The organism is Brevibacterium sp. 'Marine', from assembly GCF_012844365.1.
In the GTDB taxonomy this organism is placed as follows: domain Bacteria; phylum Actinomycetota; class Actinomycetes; order Actinomycetales; family Brevibacteriaceae; genus Brevibacterium.
Map to the genome: position 1 here is coordinate 2,678,779 of NZ_CP051626.1, position 20,225 is coordinate 2,699,003.

Annotated in this window: 18 protein-coding genes; 6 read left to right on the forward strand and 12 right to left on the reverse strand. The window is 66.5% G+C overall.

Annotated elements, in window-relative coordinates:
- Positions 1-114: 114 nt before the first annotated feature.
- Positions 115-1,110 (forward strand): hypothetical protein, encoded by a 996-nt coding sequence (locus HF684_RS12025; RefSeq protein ID WP_169252660.1) that lies wholly within the window; start codon positions 115-117, stop codon positions 1,108-1,110.
- Positions 1,107-2,126 carry an aminoglycoside phosphotransferase family protein gene (locus tag HF684_RS12030; RefSeq protein WP_169252661.1) on the forward strand — a complete coding sequence of 340 codons (1,020 nt, stop codon included), beginning with the start codon at positions 1,107-1,109 and terminating at the stop codon, positions 2,124-2,126. The genes HF684_RS12025 and HF684_RS12030 overlap by 4 nt, the downstream gene beginning before the upstream one ends.
- Positions 2,127-2,194: 68 nt before the next feature.
- Here the strand turns inward: HF684_RS12030 and HF684_RS12035 are convergent, their stop codons facing one another.
- Complete coding sequence (locus tag HF684_RS12035; protein ID WP_169253897.1) at positions 2,195-2,962, reverse strand: TSUP family transporter; 768 nt, start codon at positions 2,960-2,962, stop codon at positions 2,195-2,197.
- Between the two features lie 51 nt (positions 2,963-3,013).
- Positions 3,014-4,861 (reverse strand): proline--tRNA ligase, encoded by a 1,848-nt coding sequence (locus HF684_RS12040; RefSeq protein WP_169252662.1) that lies wholly within the window; start codon positions 4,859-4,861, stop codon positions 3,014-3,016.
- 206 nt (positions 4,862-5,067) lie between these two features.
- Between HF684_RS12040 and HF684_RS12045 the strand changes: the two genes are divergently transcribed.
- Positions 5,068-5,958, forward strand: a complete 891-nt coding sequence (locus tag HF684_RS12045) for an NUDIX hydrolase (RefSeq protein ID WP_248278915.1) — start codon at positions 5,068-5,070, stop codon at positions 5,956-5,958.
- A complete protein-coding gene (locus HF684_RS12050) occupies positions 5,958-6,374 on the forward strand; it encodes an RNA-binding S4 domain-containing protein (protein WP_169252663.1) in 417 nt (138 codons plus the stop codon). The genes HF684_RS12045 and HF684_RS12050 overlap by 1 nt, the downstream gene beginning before the upstream one ends.
- 122 nt (positions 6,375-6,496) lie before the next feature.
- Here the strand turns inward: HF684_RS12050 and HF684_RS12055 are convergent, their stop codons facing one another.
- The gene (locus HF684_RS12055; protein WP_169252664.1) at positions 6,497-7,378 is read right to left on the reverse strand and encodes a DUF4081 domain-containing GNAT family N-acetyltransferase; all 882 of its coding nucleotides are present in this window, start codon (positions 7,376-7,378) and stop codon (positions 6,497-6,499) included.
- Positions 7,379-7,459: 81 nt separating this feature from the next.
- Complete coding sequence (gene ispG / locus HF684_RS12060) at positions 7,460-8,623, reverse strand: flavodoxin-dependent (E)-4-hydroxy-3-methylbut-2-enyl-diphosphate synthase (RefSeq protein WP_169252665.1); 1,164 nt, start codon at positions 8,621-8,623, stop codon at positions 7,460-7,462.
- Between the two features lie 294 nt (positions 8,624-8,917).
- Between ispG and HF684_RS12065 the strand changes: the two genes are divergently transcribed.
- The gene (locus HF684_RS12065; RefSeq protein WP_169252666.1) at positions 8,918-10,318 is read left to right on the forward strand and encodes a serine hydrolase domain-containing protein; all 1,401 of its coding nucleotides are present in this window, start codon (positions 8,918-8,920) and stop codon (positions 10,316-10,318) included.
- A 120-nt stretch (positions 10,319-10,438) separates the two neighbouring features.
- Here the strand turns inward: HF684_RS12065 and HF684_RS12070 are convergent, their stop codons facing one another.
- Positions 10,439-11,992 carry a site-2 protease family protein gene (locus HF684_RS12070; RefSeq protein WP_169252667.1) on the reverse strand — a complete coding sequence of 518 codons (1,554 nt, stop codon included), beginning with the start codon at positions 11,990-11,992 and terminating at the stop codon, positions 10,439-10,441.
- On the reverse strand, positions 11,989-13,209 hold the full coding sequence (gene dxr, locus HF684_RS12075; RefSeq protein WP_248278916.1) for a 1-deoxy-D-xylulose-5-phosphate reductoisomerase: 1,221 nt from the start codon (positions 13,207-13,209) through the stop codon (positions 11,989-11,991). The genes HF684_RS12070 and dxr overlap by 4 nt, the downstream gene beginning before the upstream one ends.
- Positions 13,210-13,378: 169 nt before the next feature.
- Here dxr and HF684_RS12080 point away from each other — a divergent pair, with 169 nt between their 5' ends.
- Positions 13,379-14,578: an acyl-CoA dehydrogenase family protein gene (locus HF684_RS12080; protein WP_169252669.1), complete on the forward strand. Its 1,200-nt coding sequence runs from the start codon at positions 13,379-13,381 to the stop codon at positions 14,576-14,578.
- 126 nt (positions 14,579-14,704) lie between these two features.
- Here the strand turns inward: HF684_RS12080 and HF684_RS12085 are convergent, their stop codons facing one another.
- The 6 genes from HF684_RS12085 to frr all read right to left on the reverse strand — a co-directional run bounded on the left by HF684_RS12085 (position 14,705) and on the right by frr (position 20,115).
- Positions 14,705-15,682, reverse strand: a complete 978-nt coding sequence (locus HF684_RS12085) for a putative protein N(5)-glutamine methyltransferase (RefSeq protein ID WP_248278917.1) — start codon at positions 15,680-15,682, stop codon at positions 14,705-14,707.
- A 109-nt stretch (positions 15,683-15,791) separates the two neighbouring features.
- Entirely contained in the window at positions 15,792-16,466 is a 675-nt protein-coding gene (locus tag HF684_RS12090; RefSeq protein ID WP_169252670.1) for a hypothetical protein, read from the reverse strand.
- Positions 16,459-17,019: a DivIVA domain-containing protein gene (locus tag HF684_RS12095; RefSeq protein ID WP_025777300.1), complete on the reverse strand. Its 561-nt coding sequence runs from the start codon at positions 17,017-17,019 to the stop codon at positions 16,459-16,461. Before HF684_RS12095 ends, HF684_RS12090 begins: the two co-directional genes overlap by 8 nt.
- A 100-nt stretch (positions 17,020-17,119) precedes the next feature.
- Positions 17,120-18,424 (reverse strand): 23S rRNA (adenine(2503)-C(2))-methyltransferase RlmN, encoded by a 1,305-nt coding sequence (gene rlmN, locus HF684_RS12100; protein WP_348981380.1) that lies wholly within the window; start codon positions 18,422-18,424, stop codon positions 17,120-17,122.
- 111 nt (positions 18,425-18,535) lie between these two features.
- Complete coding sequence (locus HF684_RS12105; protein WP_169252671.1) at positions 18,536-19,558, reverse strand: phosphatidate cytidylyltransferase; 1,023 nt, start codon at positions 19,556-19,558, stop codon at positions 18,536-18,538.
- Positions 19,558-20,115 carry a ribosome recycling factor gene (gene frr / locus HF684_RS12110; protein ID WP_169252672.1) on the reverse strand — a complete coding sequence of 186 codons (558 nt, stop codon included), beginning with the start codon at positions 20,113-20,115 and terminating at the stop codon, positions 19,558-19,560. The genes HF684_RS12105 and frr overlap by 1 nt, the downstream gene beginning before the upstream one ends.
- Positions 20,116-20,225 lie beyond the last annotated feature (110 nt).

Sequence of the window (20,225 nt, forward strand, 5' to 3'; positions counted from 1 at the left end):
GTGTGCGACCGCCGTGTTCTCACCCACCCTAAGCGACAGGCGCCGTCGAGGTTAAGCCTTCGACCTGGTTCGGGCGTCCCGCGGCGTTGACGGGGCATCCGATAGGATTGCCGTATGCGTTTTCCCGTCAGTCGCCGCGGCCTGCTGACTGCCGGCGTCGGCGGGTTGAGCCTGGGCCTGCTCACCGCCTGCGGCCTGCGACTCGATCAGGATCCGGAGATCCCCACGCTGGATGCCACCCAGCAGCTGCGCGATCGTCTCGCCCGCATCTTCGACTCCGCCTCCCCCGGCGCAGGGGATCCCGAAACCGCTGGTGAGGACCTCGCCGCATTCGCTGCGGCGATCGGTCCCGAATGGAATCCGCCGACAGAATTCGCCACCGAGGCACCCCCGACCGAGGATGCACGGACCTTCGTCCAAGCCGCCGAGGTGGCCTCCCGCGTCGTGTTCGAGGCCTCGACTTCCCTGGGATCGGGTCTCATTCCGGTCTTGGCCGATGTGGCCACAGGTCTGGCCCTGGTCGCCGGGGCCAAGAAGCCGGAGATCATCACCACCGCCGCCGAACTCATCCGCGCCGGGCGTGAGGAGCTCGACGGCTCGGACCGCGGCGATGAGTCGACGGCGTCGCCCAGCGCCACCGGCAAGGCCGACGCGGATGCTGGGACGAACGACTCCGAAAGCGAAGTGCCCGCGGGGCAGGCAGACATGTACAACGCGATCCTCAACCAGTCGCGGGCGGCCGCGTACGGCTATGAGCGGCTCGCCGTGAACTTCGACTCGAAGTCACACGAACGCACAGCTGCGCTGGCTCGGCTCGAATCCCTGGGTGCTCTGTCCGGGGAGATGCTCGAACGCCTCGGTGAGCACACGGCCGATCCGGCCGCCTCGGCGTGGAAGCTCGACCCCACCCCGACGGACGCGGACTCCGCGAAGGACCTCGCACTCTCCCTCGAGGACGGCATCGCGTCGGCACTTCTGCCCTGGTTGGAGGCGGACGCCTCGGCGATTCTGCGGCTGTGGGAATCGGCCCGGACACGGATGGCATTCGCCGATCCGCAGCCGCTGCGTTTCACCTACGACGAACCCGGGCAGGCGGAGGTGCACAAGTGAAGGTTCCACCGGTTCTCTACCGTGCGACGCGCGAGATCATCGGCGAATACCGCACCGATTCGTGGGTTGCGGCGCTCGACTATATGGCCAATGAGCTCCTCGACCGGTGGAAGCTGCGCTTCGACGATGTGCCCGGCGCCCCATGGGCCGGGTGCGAGTCCTTGGTGATTCCGGTGCTCACGCAGGAGAACTATCAGGGGGTGCTGCGGTTCGCGGCTCCCACCTCGGCGCATACGGCAGCGCATGCGCAGGTGCTGCGGGCGCTGAAGATGTGGAACGGGCACGGGGCGGTGCGGGTCATCCGGGATGATCGCAGCTTCCGGGTCACTCTGCAGGAGCGGCTGCGTACGAAGGACAATCTCTCGGTGCTTCCCTTAGCCGATGTGCCACCGATCTGGGGTGCCCTGCAGCGGTCCCTGGAGATTCCGGCGACCTCGGAGTTCCTGCGCGTCCAGGATGTCGTGGCCGGGTGGCTGAACTCGTTCGATGCCGATGCCGCGCTGCTGACCGGGTGGTCTGAGGCGGGTCCGCACGATTCCCTGCTGCTGTCGTTCGCCCGCAATTGGATGCAGACCCTGGCCTCGTCGGATGAGAGCTGGCTCATCCATGCCGATCTGCACTACTACAACATCCTCGCCGGCAATCCCGATCCGACGGGCATCTCCACATGGAAGGCCATCGATCCGCAGCCCTTGGCCGGTCCGACGGCGTACACCTTGGCCCCGATCCTGTGGAACCGCCTGGCCGAGATCCCCTCGGATCATCCGCAGGCGCAGGCGGCGTGGCTGCGCGGCTTCGCCACGGACCTGGCACTGTGTGCCGGCGTCGATCCGCAGTACGGGATGGGTGCGACCGTGGCTCGTGAGGTCACGAACATGTTCTGGTACCTGCGCGCAGCCTCCGGCGGGTCGAATTCGAGCCTGGCCGATGCGGCTCGTTCCCTGTGGGTGGCCCGCGCCCTGTCCGGCGCCGATGTCGCCGGAGTCAACGCCCACGCCCTCAAACCCATCGGCTGACCCCACTTGCTACCTGACGGCGGCTCAGCAACCCCGCGCGAGGTTGCTGAGCCGCCGTCAGGTAGCAATTAGTGGATGAGGGTGGCGATGACGTCGAAGCCGAGCTTGAGGATCAGCACGGAGACGACGATGACGAAGATGACACGGACGAACCCGGAGCCCCTCGCCAGCGCGGTGCGGGCGCCGAAGATTCCGCCGGTGACGTTGCCGATGGCCACGACCACGCCCAGCAGCCAGACGACCTGGCCGTCGGGGATGAAGTAGACGAGCGCTCCGAAGTTCGTCGCCCAGTTGATGACCTTCGCCGTCGCCGAGGCCTGCAGGAATGAGAATCCGATGATCGAGACGAAGGCGATGACGAGGAACGATCCCGTGCCCGGTCCGAGCACCCCGTCGTAGATGCCGATGACGAGCCCGATCAGCCACGACAGGGCATGGTGGCGTTTCGACGTTTCCCCGAATCGCAGGGTGGCGTCGGCCCCGAGGCTCGGGTTGAGCACGGTGAAGATCCCGACCCCGATGAGCGCGACCAGGATGATCGGGGTGAACGCCTCAGCCGGCACCAAGGTCGCGAGCTTCGCCCCGAGCACGGCGCCCACGAACGCCGAGGCCGCGGCCGGGATCGTCGCGGACCGGTCCGGGGTGATCGTGCGCAGATAGGTGATCGCCGAGGCGGTCGTGCCCGCAATCGACCCGATCTTGTTCGTCGCGACCGCCTGGACGGGGCTCATCCCCGGCACGAGCAGCAGCGCGGGCAGCTGGATCAGCCCGCCCCCGCCGACGACGGCATCGATCCACCCGGCCAGGACTCCCGCGGCGAGCAGCCACAGGAGCATCGTCCAGGTGACGTCGATGCCTCCGGCGAGGGCGTCGAACACCTAGGCGGCTCAGGCGTTCTGGTCGGCGCTGACCGCCGCGTCGGCTGCGGCTGCGGCCTTCGCATACGCCTCACGCACCCGTGCCACGGTGGCGGGGACCACCTCGGCGACGGGCTGGTCGGACTTCTCCCCGGCCAGACGGTCGCGGACCTCGACGACGCCGTCGGCCAGACCGCGGCCGGCGACGATGACGGTGGGAATGCCGATGAGCTCGGCATCGGCGAACTTGAACCCGGGCGAGACCTTGTGGCGGTCATCGAGCAGGACGCTGACACCTTCGGCTTCGAGTTCGGTCGTCATCTTCTCGGCGGCTGCGGCGATCTCCTCTCCCTTGCCGGCGACGATGATGTGCACATCGGCCGGGGCCAGGTGCTGCGGCCACAGGAGTCCGTCCTCGGAATGGTATTCCTCGGCGATGCAGGCCATGACGCGGGTGACGCCGAGGCCGTAGGAGCCCATGGTCACGGTGGTCGCCTTGCCGTTCTGGTCGAGCACCTTGAGGTCGAGGGATTCGGCGTATTTGCGGCCGAGCTTGAAGATCTGACCGATCTCGACACCGCGGGCCAGCTCCAGCGGACCGGAGCCGTCCGGCGCCGGATCGCCGAGGACGACCTGGGCGGCTTCGATGGTGCCGTCGGCGGTGAAGTCGCGTCCGGCGACGAGGTCGAAGACGTGGCGGCCGGGCTCATTGGCGCCGGTGATCCAGCGGGTGCCGTCGACGACGCGGGGGTCGAGGAGGTAGCGGATCTTCGAGGCAGATTCGAGGCCGAGCACCGGCGCATCGAGGGAGTTGCCGGGTCCGATGTAGCCCTTGACGAGCTCCGGATGGGCGGCGAGATCCTCGGCGGTCGCGGCCTCGAGGTCGACCTCACCGTCGCCGAGCATTCCGGTGCCGGCGGCCCGGTCGAGGTCGACTTCGCGGTCACCGGGCAGGCCGATGACGATGATCTCGCGTGTGCCGTCGGGGTGGGTGACGGCGCAGACGACGTTCTTCAGCGTGTCTGCGGCCGTCCATTCGCGATCGGAGCGCGGGTGCGATGCGTTCGCCGCGGCCACGAGGGTCTCGATCGTCGGGGTGTCCGGGGTGTCCTCGACATGCGCGGCCGGCGACTGCGAGTAGGGAATCGCCTCGGGCACAATCGAGGTCACGGCCTCGACGTTCGCGGCGTATCCGCCAGGCGACTTCACGAACGTGTCCTCGCCGACCTCGGAGGGGTAGATGAATTCTTCGGTTCCGGAGCCGCCCATGGCGCCCGGGGTCGCCTTGACCGGCAGGCACGGCAGGCCGAGGCGGGCGAAGGCCCGCAGGTAGGCCACGCGCATGGCCTCGTAGGAGGCGTCGAGTCCGGCGTCGTCGATGTCGAAGGAGTAGGCGTCCTTCATGATGAATTCGCGTCCGCGCAGCAGGCCGGCGCGGGGGCGGGCTTCGTCGCGGTACTTCGTCTGGATCTGGTAGATCGACAGCGGCAGGTCTTTGTACGAGGAGTAGAGGTCCTTGACCAGGAGGGTGAAGACCTCCTCATGGGTGGGCGCGAGGATGTAGTCGTTCTCGCGGCGGTCCTTGACATGGAAGAGATCGGGCCCGAAGGCCTCCCACCGGCCGGACTTCTTGTACGGATCGGCGGGCAGCAGCCCCGGGAAGTGGACTTCCTGGGAGCCGGCGAGCGCCATCTCTTCGCGCACGATCGCTTCGATCTTGCCCAGCACGGCCAGGCCCAACGGCAGCCACGTGTAGATTCCCGGCGCCGACCTGCGGATGTATCCGGCACGGTGCAGCAGTTTGTGGCTGGCCACCTCGGCGCCGACCGGGTCCTCCTTCTGGGTTCGCACGAACAGGGACGACATGCGCAGGGCCATGGGTAAATCTCCTCAACTTGTCAAGACTCAGATCGAACACTATCGCACGCGGGCGAAGCGGAGGGAATCGGTACGGGCGCGGATTCGTCACCTGGGGGAAGAGAATTAGACTGGGGGCTGCAGCACCGAAGTCCAGCACTGGTCGGGGCCGTCCGGTGCCCCGCCCGGTCCCCGCTGAAATGACGAGTCCGAACGATACGAAGAGCATGCCTGATCCCAGCCAACTCACGCAGTTCCCGCGGCCCTCGGTCGCGGTCGACACCGCGGTCCTCTGCCCCGTGCCCGGCCGCGGCCTGCATGTTCTCATGACCCATCCCGGCGACGGGGTGTGGCAGCTGCCCGGGTCGATTCTGCGTCCGCAGGAACGCCTCGCCGAGGCCGTCGCCCGCTGTCTGCGTGAGAAGGCCCGGTTGGTCGACCGCGCCCCCGTCCAGCTGCACGTGTTCGACCAGCCCGACCGTGATGATCGCGGCTGGGTGATCTCCGTGGCCCATCTCGATGTGCTCTCCGCCGCCGACGTCGGGCTCGCCGAGGATGACACCCCCACCGAGGCGGCCGTGCCGGATGCTGCGACCGAGGGAGCCCAGACGTCCCCCACCGAGGCAGCCCTCCCCGAGGCCGCCGACCCTGAGTCTGCGGAGTCGGATTCCGATCACCCGGACTCCCCCGTCCACAGCAGGAAGCTCGTGCCCGTCCACGACGTTCATGAGCTCAGTGCCGAACATCAGGAGATCGTGCGCGTGGCCGTGCACCGCCTGCGGGCCTTTCACGAGCGCACCCCGGATCCTTTCGGGCTGTTGGAGAAGGAGTTCTCGCTGCGGCAGCTGCGCGAACTCCATGAGATCGTCGCCGGGGAGAGCCTGCAGGCCGATACGTTCCGTCGCACCATGCTGCCTCTGCTCGATCCCACCGGGGAGGCCGTCAGCCAGGGGCGAGGACGTCCGGCGCAGACATTCACCCGACGGTCGGCTCTGGCGCTGCGTGCCGACACCCGGATCCAGTCCCCCGACGATGCCTCTGCCGGCGTGCACTCATCGGTCACGCACACTGCCGATACCCGCCCTGCCGGCCCGAATTCTCCGGACGGTCTTCGCTGATGACCGAGATCAACCGAGATGCGGGCAAGCACATGCGCGTCGACGTATGGCTGTGGACGACGCGGATGTTCAAGACCCGCAACCTCGCCACTCAGGCGTGTCGTGGCGGACATGTGCAGGTCGACGGTCAGCGGGTCAAGGCCGCGCAGAAAGTAACGATCGGCCAAGAGGTGCGGGTGCGCAAGGCCGGGTCCGAGTTCATCTGGAAGATCACCGGGTTCATCCCCACCCGGATGCAGGCCTCCATCGCCGTACAGTGCTATGAGGACCTCACTCCCCCGCCCGATCCCGCGCTGCGCGGCTTCGTGCCCCGACGCGACAAAGGGCTGGGGCGTCCGACGAAGAAGGACCGCCGGGAGATGGAGAAGTTCCTCGGCGATCTGGCCAAGCCCCGGTCGCGCAACCGCCGCGACTGATCCGCCGACAGCTCACCGCGGATCGTCCCCGCCCGCCGAGAGCTCAAGTTACCGCCGACCGCTCACCGCATAACGTGATACAGCGACGGTAACTCGAGCGGTCGGTGACATCACCCGAAAGGTCAGTACATGATGGTGGCGAAGGTGCCGACCTGTTCGAAGCCGACACGGGCGTACATGCGCAGCGCCGTCTCGTTGTAGTCATTGGCATACAGGCTCACCGTGGAATGGCCTTTGTCACGGGTGCGCTGGACGACTGCGGCCATGCCCGCGGCCCCGAGCCCCTGATTGCGCACCGCGGGATGGACCCATACCCCTTGGACCTGGACGATGCGGCGGGCACGGATGCCGATATCGGCCTTGAACAGCACCTGTTCGTCCTGCTCTTCGGCCGGCCACCTCGGCACCGCGCCTCCTTGGGGCAGGGTCGCAGAGATCCGGGCATAGCAGTTCTTGCCTCGGATGATCCCGCGCACCCGCGAGAGGTATCCGGCGGTGCCGTCCTCAATCGGTGAGAATCCGACCTCTTTGGTGAACATGTCGACGCTGGCGGGAAACACCGCACCCAGGTCGTCGAGGGTCACCCGATGCACGTGCTCGTCGGGGGTGACCTGAGGGTCGGAGCTGATGGCCAGCAGAGGCTGCCGTTCGCGCACTCCCCGCGGACGCCCCCAATTGAGTCGCTGCTGGAGGTCGAGGATGACCGACCGGTTGCCGATGAGTGAGCAGGACACGCGCCCGTCGGCATCGAGCTTGCGGGCAAGCACCTCGTTCGTCGCCGGAGTCGCCGCAACCGGGATGATGTTGCCGCCCACCCAGTAGGCGGCGACGGGACGGTCACCGTCGAAGATTCCGTACAGCGTGCCGGCCGGGGAGCCCAAGCGGGCCGTACCTGTGACTTCGAGCAGGGAGATGAGGTAGACGTTCTCGCAGGGGTTGCGCGCAAGCAGGTCCGTCAGCCACCGGGTGTGCTGATGTTCCAGTCGTGCGATCCTCAGCGCCATGTGCCCCTGAACTCTTTCTCAGCCATCAGCATGGGCCAATGGGTGGACCATGTATCTGTTCGTCCTCACAAGGTATCGCACCTACCCGACGGTGACTTCAGGCGGCCCCGACGCAGCACCGGAGGACTGCCCCGCAGCCTCCTCGGCGATCCGGTTGGCCTCGTGGATGAGGGTCTCGACGATCTCGGATTCGGGCACGGTTCGGATGACCTCGCCCTTGACGAAGATCTGCCCCTTGCCGTTGCCGCTGGCCACACCGAGATCGGCGTCTCGGGCCTCACCGGGGCCGTTGACCACACACCCCATGACGGCCACCCGCAGCGGCACCTCCATGCCTTCGAGTCCGGCGGTGACGCGTTCGGCGAGCGTGTACACGTCGACCTGCGCACGCCCGCAGGACGGGCAGGAGACGATCTCGAGCTTCCGGGGCCGCAGGTTGAGGGATTCGAGGATCTGGTTGCCGACCTTGACCTCCTCGGCCGGAGGAGCTGACAAGGAGACGCGGATGGTGTCCCCGATGCCTTCGGCCAGCAGGTGTCCGAAGGCGGTGGCGGATTTGATCGTGCCCTGGAAGGCGGGCCCCGCCTCGGTGACGCCGAGATGCAACGGCCAATCGCCGCGCTCGGCCAGCAGCTCGTAGGCGCGGACCATGATCACCGGGTCATGGTGTTTGACGGAGATCTTGAAGTCATAGAATCCGTGTTCTTCGAACAGGGACGCCTCCCACAAGGCGGATTCGACGAGCGCTTCGGGCGTGGCTCTGCCGTATTTGTCCATCAGCCGTCTGTCGAGGGAGCCGGCGTTGACGCCGATGCGGATGGACACGCCCGCCTCGGCGGCGGCCTTCGAGATCTCTCTGACCTGGTCGTCGAACTTGCGGATGTTTCCGGGGTTGACGCGCACTCCCGCACAGCCGGCGTCGATGGCAGCGAAGACGTATTTGGGTTGGAAGTGGATGTCGGCGATGACGGGGATCTGGGATTTGCCGGCGATGATCGGCAGGGCCGCGGCGTCGTCGGCGGTGGGACAGGCCACGCGCACGATATCGCAGCCGGCGGCAGTGAGTTCGGCGATCTGCTGCAGGGTGCCGTTGATGTCCGTCGTCTGCGTCGTCGTCATCGACTGCACGCTCACCGGGGATTCGGACCCGACGCCCACTTTTCCGACGTTGATCTGCCTCGTCTTCCTCCGCGGAGCGAGCACGGGAGGCGGCGGTGCGGGCATTCCGAGATTGACCGATGTCACGAAGGATCCCTTCAGTCAGGCTGGTGACCAGCCACAATGTCCGAGCCGGCGCCGATGCGGGACCCGGATTGTGCGAACCATCACCATTGTAGGACCTCGCACTGACACAGAGCTGTCCGTCCGCGCGGCGCACCCCGTGCCTGTCCGCAGGGCGCGACCCGTGCCTGTCCGCGGGGCGCACCCAGTGACACACGACTTCGGCCGCACCGCTTCCGCGTCCGACTGCCCCGCACTTGTGTCACCGGCTGACGGTAGTGTGAAGGTGACCTGACATCGGCACGAAGGAGCAGCCCTGTGAGCACACCCGGATTCGTCGAACCCGATGTCGAGGCGATGTCTGCGGCTCTCGATGCCGAAGCACAGCAGCTCGACGACCAGGGTGGATCCCTGGCGTGGGGAATCTTTCGCCGAGGCGGCCCTGCCCGAACCGTCAACGCCGACGTTCCGTACCGGATCGCTTCGATGACGAAGTCCTTCACGGCCGCGGCCATCGGGGTCCTCGCCGCCGACGGACTCGATCTCGACGCTCCCTTCTCTGTCCTGCTCCCCGAGTTGGCCGACACGGCCATCGCCGACCGCACCTGCCGGCAGGCCCTGACGATGAGCACCGGTTTCACGAAGGACGACCCGTGGGCCGACCGGATGGAGGCGATGACTCCGGCCGAGCTCACCGAATGGCTGCACAGAGGCGCCATCGCCTGCGCCCCAGCCGACACCGGCTATGAGTATTCGAACCTCGGCTATGCGCTTCTCGGCATGGTCGCCGAGGCGGTCACAGGCAGGGCGTTCACCGAACTCGTGTCCGCGGAGATCGTCGATCCCCTGAAACTCACTCGCACCGGTTTCGACCACAACGACTTCCCGGACCTGGCGCCCGGTCACCGAGTCGATCTGGGCGGTGGCCTCCACCCGGCCGAACTCACCGGGCCCGGGATCTTCTCCCCCATCGGCGGGATCATCTCCACCGTGAACGACATCGGCACATGGATGGGCGCGCATCTCGACGCCCTTGATCGCGTGGACTCCTACGCTCCCGGGTCCCTGTCGCGGATACTGACCGACGACCAGCAGCCACGACGGACCATGGAGATCCAGACGAGCGACTATCACGCGGAGACTCTCAGCTACGGGTATGGGCTCGAAACTCGCTTGGACACGCGCTTGGGCCGCGTCGTCTGTCACTCCGGAGGCTACCCCGGGTACGGCTCACATATGCGCTGGTTCCCCGACCTGGGGCTGAGCCTCGTCGTCCTCGGCAACACCACGTACTATCCGGCGCAGCGGGTCGTCCAAGACGCGCTCGACCTCGGCTGGGCGGCAGCCACAGGACACCACGGCATAAGGCTGGAACGGCGGGCCACCTCGGGGCCGGTGCCCCGCTGCCCCGCAGGCCGAGCCCAGATCGACACCGTGATGGCCGCAGCGAACCTCGTCAACGACTTCGACGACACCGTCGCCGAGGCGATCTTCGGGGTGAACATGGACCTCGACGAGCCCCGTGACGAGCGGCGGGAGCGCTTCGCCCGGTGGCGGGCGGAGAAGCAGCTCGACCGTCCCCTCGCCGAGGCGGACCTCGAGATGGTCTCCCCGCTGCGCGGAGTGGTCACGGTGCCGGGCACAGCCGAGGCGAAGTCCACGATCACGGTCGGGCTCAATCACCTCGGCGAGGTGCAGGCGATCACCCTCAGTTCCTGAGTTCGACAGCCCGCGCCGGCCCGTGAATCCACTCGCCCGAGCGTCCCATGAGCCCACTCTGCCAGCCCGGACCGGATTACCTGCCGGCGCAGTCCGGCCTACCCGCCGGAGCGGCCCGACCTACCCGCCGGAGTTGAAGATCGCGTCGAGGGTGATGGGTTTGACGAGGTCGACGTAGACGAGCAGCGCCGTCATGCACAGCATCAGTCCGATGCAAACATACGTCAGCGGCAGCAGTTTGGCCGTGTCGAAGGGACCGACCAGCCCGCGTCCGCGCCACCGGTTGATGCGGCGGCGCGCACCTTCGTAGAGGCCCACGGCGATGTGTCCGCCGTCGAGGGGCAGCAGCGGGATCATGTTGAACGCGAAGAGGAAGATGTTGAGCGAGCCGAGCATGCCCAGCCCCATCTGCGCCTTGTCGACGACGTCGATCTGGTCGGTGGACACGATCTCACCGGCGATGCGGCCGACGCCGACCATGCCGACGAGTCCCTCGGCATCGCGGTCCTTCGTCCCGACGGCCACCTCGCCGATATCGACGAGTTTGACCGGCAGCGTCAGGATCGCATGGAAGACTCCCGAGACTTGGTCCCACACGGCGCCGGGGAACTCATCGAGCGGCAGGGACTGGCGTTTCTGCACCGGTCCGACGCCGAAGAATCCTTGGGTCTCGGTCTGCGGAGTCCCGTCCGGGTTGAGCATGGTCTTGCCCGCGTCGTCGACCTTCGGCCGTTCGGTGGCGATGATCGGCACCGTCACCGTCTCGGCCTGACCGTCGCGGATGAAGTCGACGTCGACGCGTTCGCCGGCATGGTCCTTAATGACCGAGGACAGCTGGTCCCAGTCCTTCGTCTCGACGCCGGCGATCGCGGTGATCTCGTCCCCCGGTTTGATCCCGGCCTCCCACGCGGGTGTGAGCTGATCGTCGTCACGGCAGGTGTTCTGCTCCGACGCGGGACGCTGCTGCGCCTCTGAGGCGGGCACCGCACATTCGACGACGGTCTGGACAGTCGTCGTCGGAGTGATCACACCGATGCCCAGCAGCGAGATCGCCATGATGAGGATGCCCAGGACGAGGTTGACCAAGGGACCCGAGAACATGACGACGAGCCGTTTGGGCACGCTGAGCGCATAGAACGTCCGGTGCTCCTCCCCCGGCTCGATCTCCTGATTCGAGAACTCCCGGGCATCGGCCATCGTGTCCTCGAACAGCCGCCCCTTCCGTTTCTTCCGGTCCCGACGCAGCGGTGCGGCGTCGGCGTCATCCGTCCCCTCGCCGAGGCGGCCCGCCGTTTCGTTGTCCGTTGAGTCCAGCGCCCCGTCCGGTTCGCCGAGGCGGCCCGCCGTTCCGTCGACCCCGCCGTCGACGACGATGCCGGCGGCACCGCCTCTCTGTCCAGCGGCGGCTGTCTCATGGCGGGACTTCGTGGCCCCTTCCGGCGGGTACATTCCCGGCATCGCGATGAACCCGCCGAGGGGGAACGCTTTGATGCCGTATTCGGTCTCACCGCGGCGGAAGGAGAACAGGGTCGGTCCGAAGCCGACCATATAGTGCGTGACTTTGACTCCGAACTTCTTCGCCGGAGTGAGGTGGCCGAGTTCGTGCAGCGCAATCGAGATCGAGATGCCGATGAGGAACAGGATGATCCCGACGATGTAGAGCACAACGGTCATCGGCGGCCCCCGTTCTGTTCGGCGACGTCGGCGCGAGCGAAGTCCCTGGCCCAGGCGTCGGCGGCCAGCACGGTCTCCACCGTGTGTTCGGCCGCAGGTTCGTGGGCGGCCAGGGCTCGGGCCAGACCTTTGTCGATTCCGGTGAAGGCGATGTCACCGGCGATGAACGCGGCGACGAGTTCCTCATTGGCGGCGTTGAGCACCGCGGGGTAGCTGCGCCCCTTCTTACCGGCGTCGATGGCCAGGCCGAGCGCGGGAAAGGCGAGATGGTTGACCGGTTCGAACGACCAGTGCATGGGCTGGCCCCAATTGTGCGGCACGGCGCCCGAGGTCAGTCGCTTCGTCGTTCCGTCGTCCTGGGTGCCCAGAGCATAGGAGATCGGCAGGCGCATATCCGGTGGGGAGATCTGCGCGATCGTCGAGGCGTCGTTGAACTCGACCATCGAATGGATCTGCGACTGCGGATGCACGACGACTTCGATGTGGTCGAAGTCGATGCCGAAGAGCAGGTGGGCTTCGATGACTTCGAGGCCCTTGTTGACCAGGGTCGCCGAGTTGATGGTGATCATCGACCCCATCGACCAGGTGGGATGGTTGAGCGCCTGGGCGGGAGTGACCCGACGCAGGGCATCGCGGGTCATTCCGCGGAACGGTCCGCCCGACGCGGTGATGATGAGCTTGCTGACTTCCCCATACGTGCCGGCGCGCAGCGCCTGGGCGATGGCGGAGTGCTCACTGTCGACCGGCACCAGCCGGGCCCCGGAGACACGAGCGGCGTCGAGGACGATGGACCCGCCGATGATGAGGGATTCCTTGTTCGCCAGGGCCACATCCGTGCCACGCTCGAGAGCGGCCAGGGTCGCGCCGAGACCGGCGGCACCGGTGATCGCATTGAGGACCATGTCCGCGGTCAAGCTTGCGACCGCCTCGGCGGCGTCGTCACCGAGGTGGATGGCGTCGACGGGATCGGCGATCCCCCGCTCGGCAGCCAACTCGGTCAGTCGCGCACGCACCTCGGTCTCTCCTCCGGCGGGAGGCGTGGTGAGCCCGATGACGGGAACGTGGAAATCGAGGGCCTGCTCGATGAGAAGGTCGAGCCGGGAACCGGCGGCCAAGCCGACGATCGCGTGCTCGTCCCGGTGTTCGGCAAGGACGTCAAGGGCCTGGGTGCCGACCGAACCGGTTGAGCCGACTACAATGAAACCACGTTTACTCACGCCAACCGATGATGCCAAAGTTCTCTGGGAAATGACTCGACACGTTCGTGTGTGTCGCATCGATCTCCACCCAGGGAGCCGCGGAAATCTTGTGGTTCGGATGCGCCGGTTGTCCACCGCGCTCCGGTGAAACAGTGAGTGAGAAGAATCAATGGCGAAAGAGATGGATATGAGCACAACGCTGAGCCCTGACGACATTCTTGGACTGGATTCGGTCTTCGAGCCCGATGACCTCGAATTCGCGTCGATCGTGAAGAAGTGGCTGGACGAGAACGTCCGGGAGAAGATCGGCGACTACTTCCTCGACGCCACCATCCCCGCTCGCGAACTGGCCGAAGGACTCGGCGAGCTCGGTCTGCTCGGCATGCACCTCGACGGCTACGGCTGCGGCGGTTCGACGGCGACTCAGTACGGACTGGCCTGCCGGGAGCTCGAAGCCGTCGACTCCGGTCTGCGGTCGCTCGTGTCCGTGCAGGGCTCGCTGGCGATGTTCGCCATCCACCACTGGGGATCGGAAGCACAGAAGGAAGAATGGCTGCCGAAGATGGCCGCCGGCAAGGCCATCGGCTGCTTCGGCCTGACCGAACCCGATGTCGGCTCCGACCCGTCAGGGATGAAGACGACCGCGAAGAAGGACGGATCCGACTGGATCCTCAACGGCGCGAAGATGTGGATCACGAACTCCCCGGTCTCCGACGTCATGGTCGTCTGGGCCAAGACCGAGGAGGTCGACGACAAGGGCCAGAACGTCGTCCGCGGCTTCGTCGTCCCCTCGAACACCGAGGGTGTGCAGACCCCGGAGATCCACCGCAAGATCTCGCTGCGCGCATCCATCACGGGTGAGATCGTCCTCGACAACGTCCGTCTGCCCGAGGACGCGATGCTGCCGAAGGCCAAGGGACTCAAGGGACCCCTGTCCTGCCTGTCCGAGGCTCGCTACGGCATCGTCTTCGGTGTCACCGGCGCGGCCCGTGATGCCCTGCTCTCCGCATTGGAGTACACCGGCACCCGTGTGCAGTTCGATCGTCCTCTGGCCTCCTTCCAGATCACTCAGCAGAAGCTGGCGAAGGCCTTCGGCCAGTACTCGCAGATCACTCTGCTCGCCGCGCATCTGGGTAAGCTCAAGGACTCGGAGAAGGGTGTCCGTCCGGAGCAGATCAGCCTGGGCAAGATGGTCAACGTCGATACCGCGATGAACGTCTGCCGTGACCTGCGCGCCCTGTTCGGCGGGTCGGGCATCACAAGCGAGTACCCGCCGCTGCGTCACGCGGTCAACCTCGAGACCGTGCTCACCTACGAAGGCACGCACGAGGTGCACCAGCTGACCCTGGGTCGGACGATGACCGGAATCAACGCCTTCGCGAACTGAACCTCAATTCCAGGGGTGGGCCGGGGCGCCGGCGGCACCCACCCACCGACTGGCTCAAAGTGCGCGCGCACAGCCCTAATGCACTGCACGGACACTTTGAGCCAGTCGGAACGCAACCGGCCGTTGTCAGTTCCAGTGGCCCCGGCGCAGTTCGAGGACGGCCGTGTGGTCGTCCTCGCCGAGGTGGCTCTGGGCTTCCAGCCCCCGCTCGGCAGCGAGGCCGGTGGCCTCGGCAGCCTGATCCTGCCCGAGTTCGATGAGCAGCACTCCGTAAGGGGCCAGCCAGTCGAGTGACTCCGTGATGAGCCGGCGCACGAGGTCGAGTCCGTCGTGTCCGCCGAATAGAGCGGTGCGCGGCTCGAAGTCGAGGGCCTCATGGGGCAGAAAATCGGCCGCAGTTTCAGGAACGTAGGGCGGGACGGCCACGATCACCGAAATCGACTGGTGCAGTGAGTCGGGCAGTCCGTGCAGGCAGTCGAGGAGATGGCCCCTCACGGTGGTGCCGGACTCAAGTGCCGGCACTGATTCGCCTGCCCGGCCGAACTCCCCCGTGTGAACACAGCTTTCGGCATTCCCCACCGCACAACCCACAGCCTCCGCCTGCGCATCACCGAGGTGAATATCGACCCCCGGCACCGACGCGGCCACCGCCGAGGCGACCGGACCGACACCGCAGAACGCTTCGAGCACAACAGGTCGCATTGCCGCGACGCCGGCTTCTGCTTCTGCCCCGTTCACTCGTGAGTTGGTCTCCGGCCTGTTCCCTCGTGAGTCCACCATCCGCTGAACCGCGGACACCGCGTCCGTCGCGAGCAGAGCGGTCCGCTGCCGCGGCACGAACACTCCGGGCTCAACGTTCAATCGCAAGCCCGCAAAATCGACCCAACCGACGATCTGCTCGAGGGGTTCGCCGACAACGCGACGAGCCACCAGCTCACCGAGTCTCGGCGCAGCATGAGCGCCAGCAGACCCGTCGACAGCAGACCCGTCGACAGCGGGCCCGTCGACCGTGGGCGAGTCGACAGCAGACGCGGTCGCTGCCTCGAGGAGGATCGCCGCTTCGTCTTCGGCGAAGACACAGCCGGCCGCGCGCAGGGCAGCCACCGTCTCAGCCGAACGCAGATCAGCAGACCGCGGGTCCGCAGGCCGCGGGTCCGCAGAGGCCGGATCGTCGACACCATCATCGGTGTCGAAGCCCCCAGACGTCCGGGGCTCAGGAAGCAGAGAGGACCTCGGCGCGGTACCAGTCGAGGCTCGAAGCCGCCTCAAGATCACCGTCGTCGGTGAGCAGCAGAGTGCGCTGCGGGTCGAGCGGCACTACGGCTGCGAATTCGACGCGGGAGTCGCGCATCGCCTGGTCGAGGTTCGCGGTCTCGGAGCCGATGGTCACGCCGACGCCTTCGAAGCGCGAACGGGTGACGCGCACCGAGGCGCGACCCGGCTCGTTCGGTGCGTCTTCGATGGCATGGAGAACAACCAAGTCTGAAGCAGAGTCAGACGCAGCCCCTGCTCGCAGATCCACGACCAGCCCGATCCGGGCGGCAGCAAGAACACCGAGCGCCCGCGCCAACGGCGGGACATCCTCGGCGAAGGTGAGCCGGGCTCCGGATTCGGGCACCACACCCATGGCCCGGAGCACTCCGGCGAGCTTCGAACTGCGGTCGAGCACCTCGGCGCGGTCGAGCTCGACCGGGACGGACAGGGCCTTGACCAGGCGGGGATCGGTGACTTCACGACCGTCGACGAGCGGTTTCTCCGGTGCCGGACCGGTCAGCACGATGTCCTCGGCCCGGCCCATCGCGATCGGGAAGTCGAGAAGCTCGTACACCGGGTTGAGCGTGCCGGGATCGGTCGCGGTCGGAACCGCGAAGTAGTGGAAATCAGTCAACGGAGGCCATCACTTCGACGACGCGGTCGATGAACGCATCGACCTGGTCCTCGTTGTACGCCTTCTTGCCTTTCGCGGTCTTGAACAGCACGCGGCGGACCTGGTCAACACTCATCGCCACTCCCTGCGTGAAGTACGAGTTGACCTTGTCGCACATGTCGTCGACCTGGGTGATGTCGTAGCCGATGACTCCGGGAGGCGGGTTGTCGAAGCGCTCCCCGGGCTCACGGACGAGGCGTCCCCGCAGGGACGCGGCCACCCGGGTGAGTTCGGAGACCCAGGCGTCCTGACCGGACTGCGCGATGAGGCGGTCGCGGGCCTGCTTGGCGAATGCGTCTTCGAGACGGTCGAGCGCGGCATCGACGACGGCGACGTGATAGCCCTTGCGGACGAGGTCGAAGCCGACCGTGCGCACCGCCCGGGAGTCGAGGTCGCCGGGCTGCGGCGTCGGCCGTTCGAAGGACTCACGTGCGCGTTTGAAGAAGCTGTCGACCTGCTTGGGGTCGTATCCGTTCTTCCATCCGGACATTCGAGGGAAAGTCGTGTCCGCCATGTCTCCTCCAGAAGCGAGTGGCTGTGGTGTTTCCACCATGATAGATGGAAGCCGCAGAAATTGCGTGGCCGCGGTCGGCGGGTGCCGATCCGGGCGTCGATCAGTCGGCTGCGGCGAGCTGTCCGCAGGCGCCGTCGATATCGGAGCCGCGGGTATCGCGGATCGTCGTCGGAATGCCCTGATCGATGAGGCGGCGGACGAATTCGTCGGCGACGTCCGGTTCGGAGGCCGTCCACACCGACCCCGGGGTCGGGTTGAGCGGGATCGGGTTGACGTGGACCCAGCCGCGTCCGCGGGCGTTGAGCTTCTTCGCCAGCAGTTCGGCACGCCAGGCGTGGTCGTTCATGTCCTTGATGAGCGCGTATTCGATGCTCACCCGCCGTCCGGTCACCTGGTAGTAGTTGAAGGCGGCGTCGATGGCCTCGTCGGCCTTCCACCGTGTGTTGACCGGGATCATCTCATCGCGCAGCTCGTCATCGGGAGCGTGCAGGCTGAGTGCGAAGGTGACGGGGATGTCCTCGGCAGCGAGTTTGTTGATGCCGGGCACGAGCCCGACCGTGGAGATCGTGATCCGCCTGGCCGACATGCCCAGCCCCTCGGGGCTCGGTCCGACGAACCGGCGCACCGCGTTCATCACGCGCTTGTAATTGGCCAGGGGTTCGCCCATGCCCATGAAGACGATGTTCGAGACCCGTTCGGGTCCGTTCGCCGAGGCGGCCGTCGCCTCCGGGTCGAACGCGGACTCCCCCGCCGCATCGTCATCGTCGGCTTCCGCACCGAGCGCGGTCTCGCCGGCACCGGGCATATCCGACGTCGGAGCCTCGGAGAGTTCGCCGGCGGCGATGACCTGGTTGGCCCGGACGACCTGTTCGACGATCTCGGCCGTGGACATGTTCCTGGTCAGGCCCTGCTGGCCGGTGGCGCAGAACGGGCAGTTCATTCCGCAGCCGCACTGGCTGGACACACACAGGGTGACACGGTTGCGATAGCGCATGAGCACAGATTCGACGAGGGCCCCGTCGAAGAGGCGCCACAGGAATTTGATGGTGTCGCCGTTCTCGGTGCGCAGGCGGCGCACCTCGGTGAGCAGGTGCGGGAAGAACCGTTCCTGGATCTCTGCCCGCTTGTCCTTGGGCAGGTCCGTCATCGCCTCGGTGTCGGTGACGTAGTGGCTGAAGTAATGGGTGGAGATCTGCTTGGCCCGGAAGGCGGGCAGTCCCATCTCTGTGACCGCGGCGATGCGTTCGTCCATCGTCATATCGGCCAGATGCTGAGGCGGCTGCTTGACCCGTGCGGACTTGAAGTTGAGAAGGGGACGGCCATCGCGCATCGGGGTCTTCGATGTCGTGCCGTCGGCATGTTCGACGACGGGCCTGGTCTGCCTTCTGCCTGCTTGAGAACTCACACGGCCATTGTCTCATGTTCGGCGCGCGCCTGTCGTGTGCGAGCCGCCACGTCGGGCGGGCCCGAACCCAGCGGGTCAGAGGACGCCTGCACGATCTGCGCCGCGGGCCGGTCAGAGGTAGCCCGGCAGCACCGAGAAGAGGACGAGCGCGACGGGGGCGGTCGGCAGGATCGAGTCGAGTCGGTCCATCACACCGCCGTGGCCGGGCAGCAGGGTGCCCATGTCCTTGAGTTCGAGGTCGCGCTTGATCATCGATTCGCTGAAGTCGCCGAGGGTGGCGAAAGCGGGAATCACCGCGCCGATGACGAGCCCGGTCCAGAACGGGGCGCCGACGACCGTGATCGCCAGGACCGTTGCGACCGCTGCGGCGAAGACGGTGGAGCCGAGGTAGCCCTCCCAGGACTTCTTCGGAGAGATCCGCGGTGCGATGGGGTGCTTGCCCCACAGCACGCCGAAGACGTAGCCGCCGGTGTCGGAGGCGACGACGGCGGCGAGGAAGATGATGACGTAGAAGTTGCCGTCCGGCTGGGTGAGGATGTAGACGATGAAGCACGCCATGAGGCCGACGTAGGTGAGAGCGAAGAGGGAGAGCGAGACGTCTTTGACTGCGTTCTTCCGACGCTCGACCATCGTGAAGAGCATGACTGCTCCGGCGCTGGCGGCGAAGGTGACCCAGAGGGCTTCACGGCCGCCGATGAAGGTGGCCACGACCATGCAGGCGGCCGACACCATAGTCGGCACACGGGAGACCAGGGAGCCGGACCGTGACAGCGCGTTCGCCAGCTCCCACATGGCGGCGACGATGCCGACGAGGACGATGAAGAGGAAGGAGATCGGCAGGAAGATCAGGGACGCGAGCACTACGCCGCCGATGAGCAGTCCCATGCCGATCGCGGCCGGCAGGTTCCGTCCGGCCCGTCCGTAGTCCTTCGGTTCCGGATCGGCGTCGGCGGCAGCCGCCTCGGCGGTGGGGTTCGACTCCGGATCGTCGGGCGAATACGGCTTGTCCGAATTGCGCAGGTCTCGACGTTTGGGGAAAGGGGTCTCAACCCGCGCGGCCTCGCCCGACTGATCCGGCTCCCCGAGGGGAGCCGGATCAGTCGCGGGGCTGTCGGACCCAGTCACGGCGATCATCAGACCTCGAGCAGCTCAGCTTCCTTCTGCGCAAGCAGCTTGTCGACGTTGTCGACCTTGCTCTTCGTCAGATCGTCGAGCTCGGAGATGCTGCGAGTGACCTCGTCCTCACCGGCCTCGCCGTCCTTCTTGATGCGTTCGAGCGTCTCCTTGGCGTGACGGCGGATGTTGCGGATGGAGACCTTGCCGTCTTCGGCCTTGCCCTTGACGATCTTGACGTACTCCTTACGGCGTTCCTCGGTGAGGTCCGGGAGGACGACGCGGATGACGTTGCCGTCGTTGGCAGGGTTCGCGCCGATGTCGGAGTTGCGCAGAGCGGTCTCGATATCGGTCAGCGTGCCCTTGTCGTAGGGGGTCACGAGGATCGTGCGAGCCTCGGGCGTCTGGAACGAGGCGAGCTGCTGCAGCGGCGTCGGAGCACCGTAGTAGTCGATCTCGATATCGGCGAACAGTGCGGGATTGGCGCGTCCGGTGCGGATCGACGCGAAGTCCTCCTGCGTGAATTCGACGGCCTTGTCCATCTTCTCTCTGGCTTCGGCCAGTGTCTCTTCAATCACGGTTGCCTCTTTCCATCTCTTAAAGCTTTGGGTTCATTCTATGGGTCATCACTGAAAAATGCCGCACCGAAACATCACAGGAATGTTCTCACCTGCGTGGATGCCAGGCG

Coding starts and splice junctions, on each gene's coding strand:
- HF684_RS12045 (WP_248278915.1), top strand. CDS start 5,068: ATGCCTGATCCCAGCCAACTCACGCAGTTCCCGCGGCCCTCGGTCGCG.
- HF684_RS12025 (WP_169252660.1), top strand. CDS start 115: ATGCGTTTTCCCGTCAGTCGCCGCGGCCTGCTGACTGCCGGCGTCGGC.
- HF684_RS12080 (WP_169252669.1), top strand. CDS start 13,379: ATGAGCACAACGCTGAGCCCTGACGACATTCTTGGACTGGATTCGGTC.
- HF684_RS12055 (WP_169252664.1), bottom strand. CDS start 7,378: ATGGCGCTGAGGATCGCACGACTGGAACATCAGCACACCCGGTGGCTG.
- HF684_RS12035 (WP_169253897.1), bottom strand. CDS start 2,962: ATGCTCCTGTGGCTGCTCGCCGCGGGAGTCCTGGCCGGGTGGATCGAT.
- HF684_RS12095 (WP_025777300.1), bottom strand. CDS start 17,019: ATGGCGGACACGACTTTCCCTCGAATGTCCGGATGGAAGAACGGATAC.
- HF684_RS12040 (WP_169252662.1), bottom strand. CDS start 4,861: ATGGCCCTGCGCATGTCGTCCCTGTTCGTGCGAACCCAGAAGGAGGAC.
- HF684_RS12050 (WP_169252663.1), top strand. CDS start 5,958: ATGACCGAGATCAACCGAGATGCGGGCAAGCACATGCGCGTCGACGTA.
- HF684_RS12105 (WP_169252671.1), bottom strand. CDS start 19,558: ATGATCGCCGTGACTGGGTCCGACAGCCCCGCGACTGATCCGGCTCCC.
- HF684_RS12070 (WP_169252667.1), bottom strand. CDS start 11,992: ATGACCGTTGTGCTCTACATCGTCGGGATCATCCTGTTCCTCATCGGC.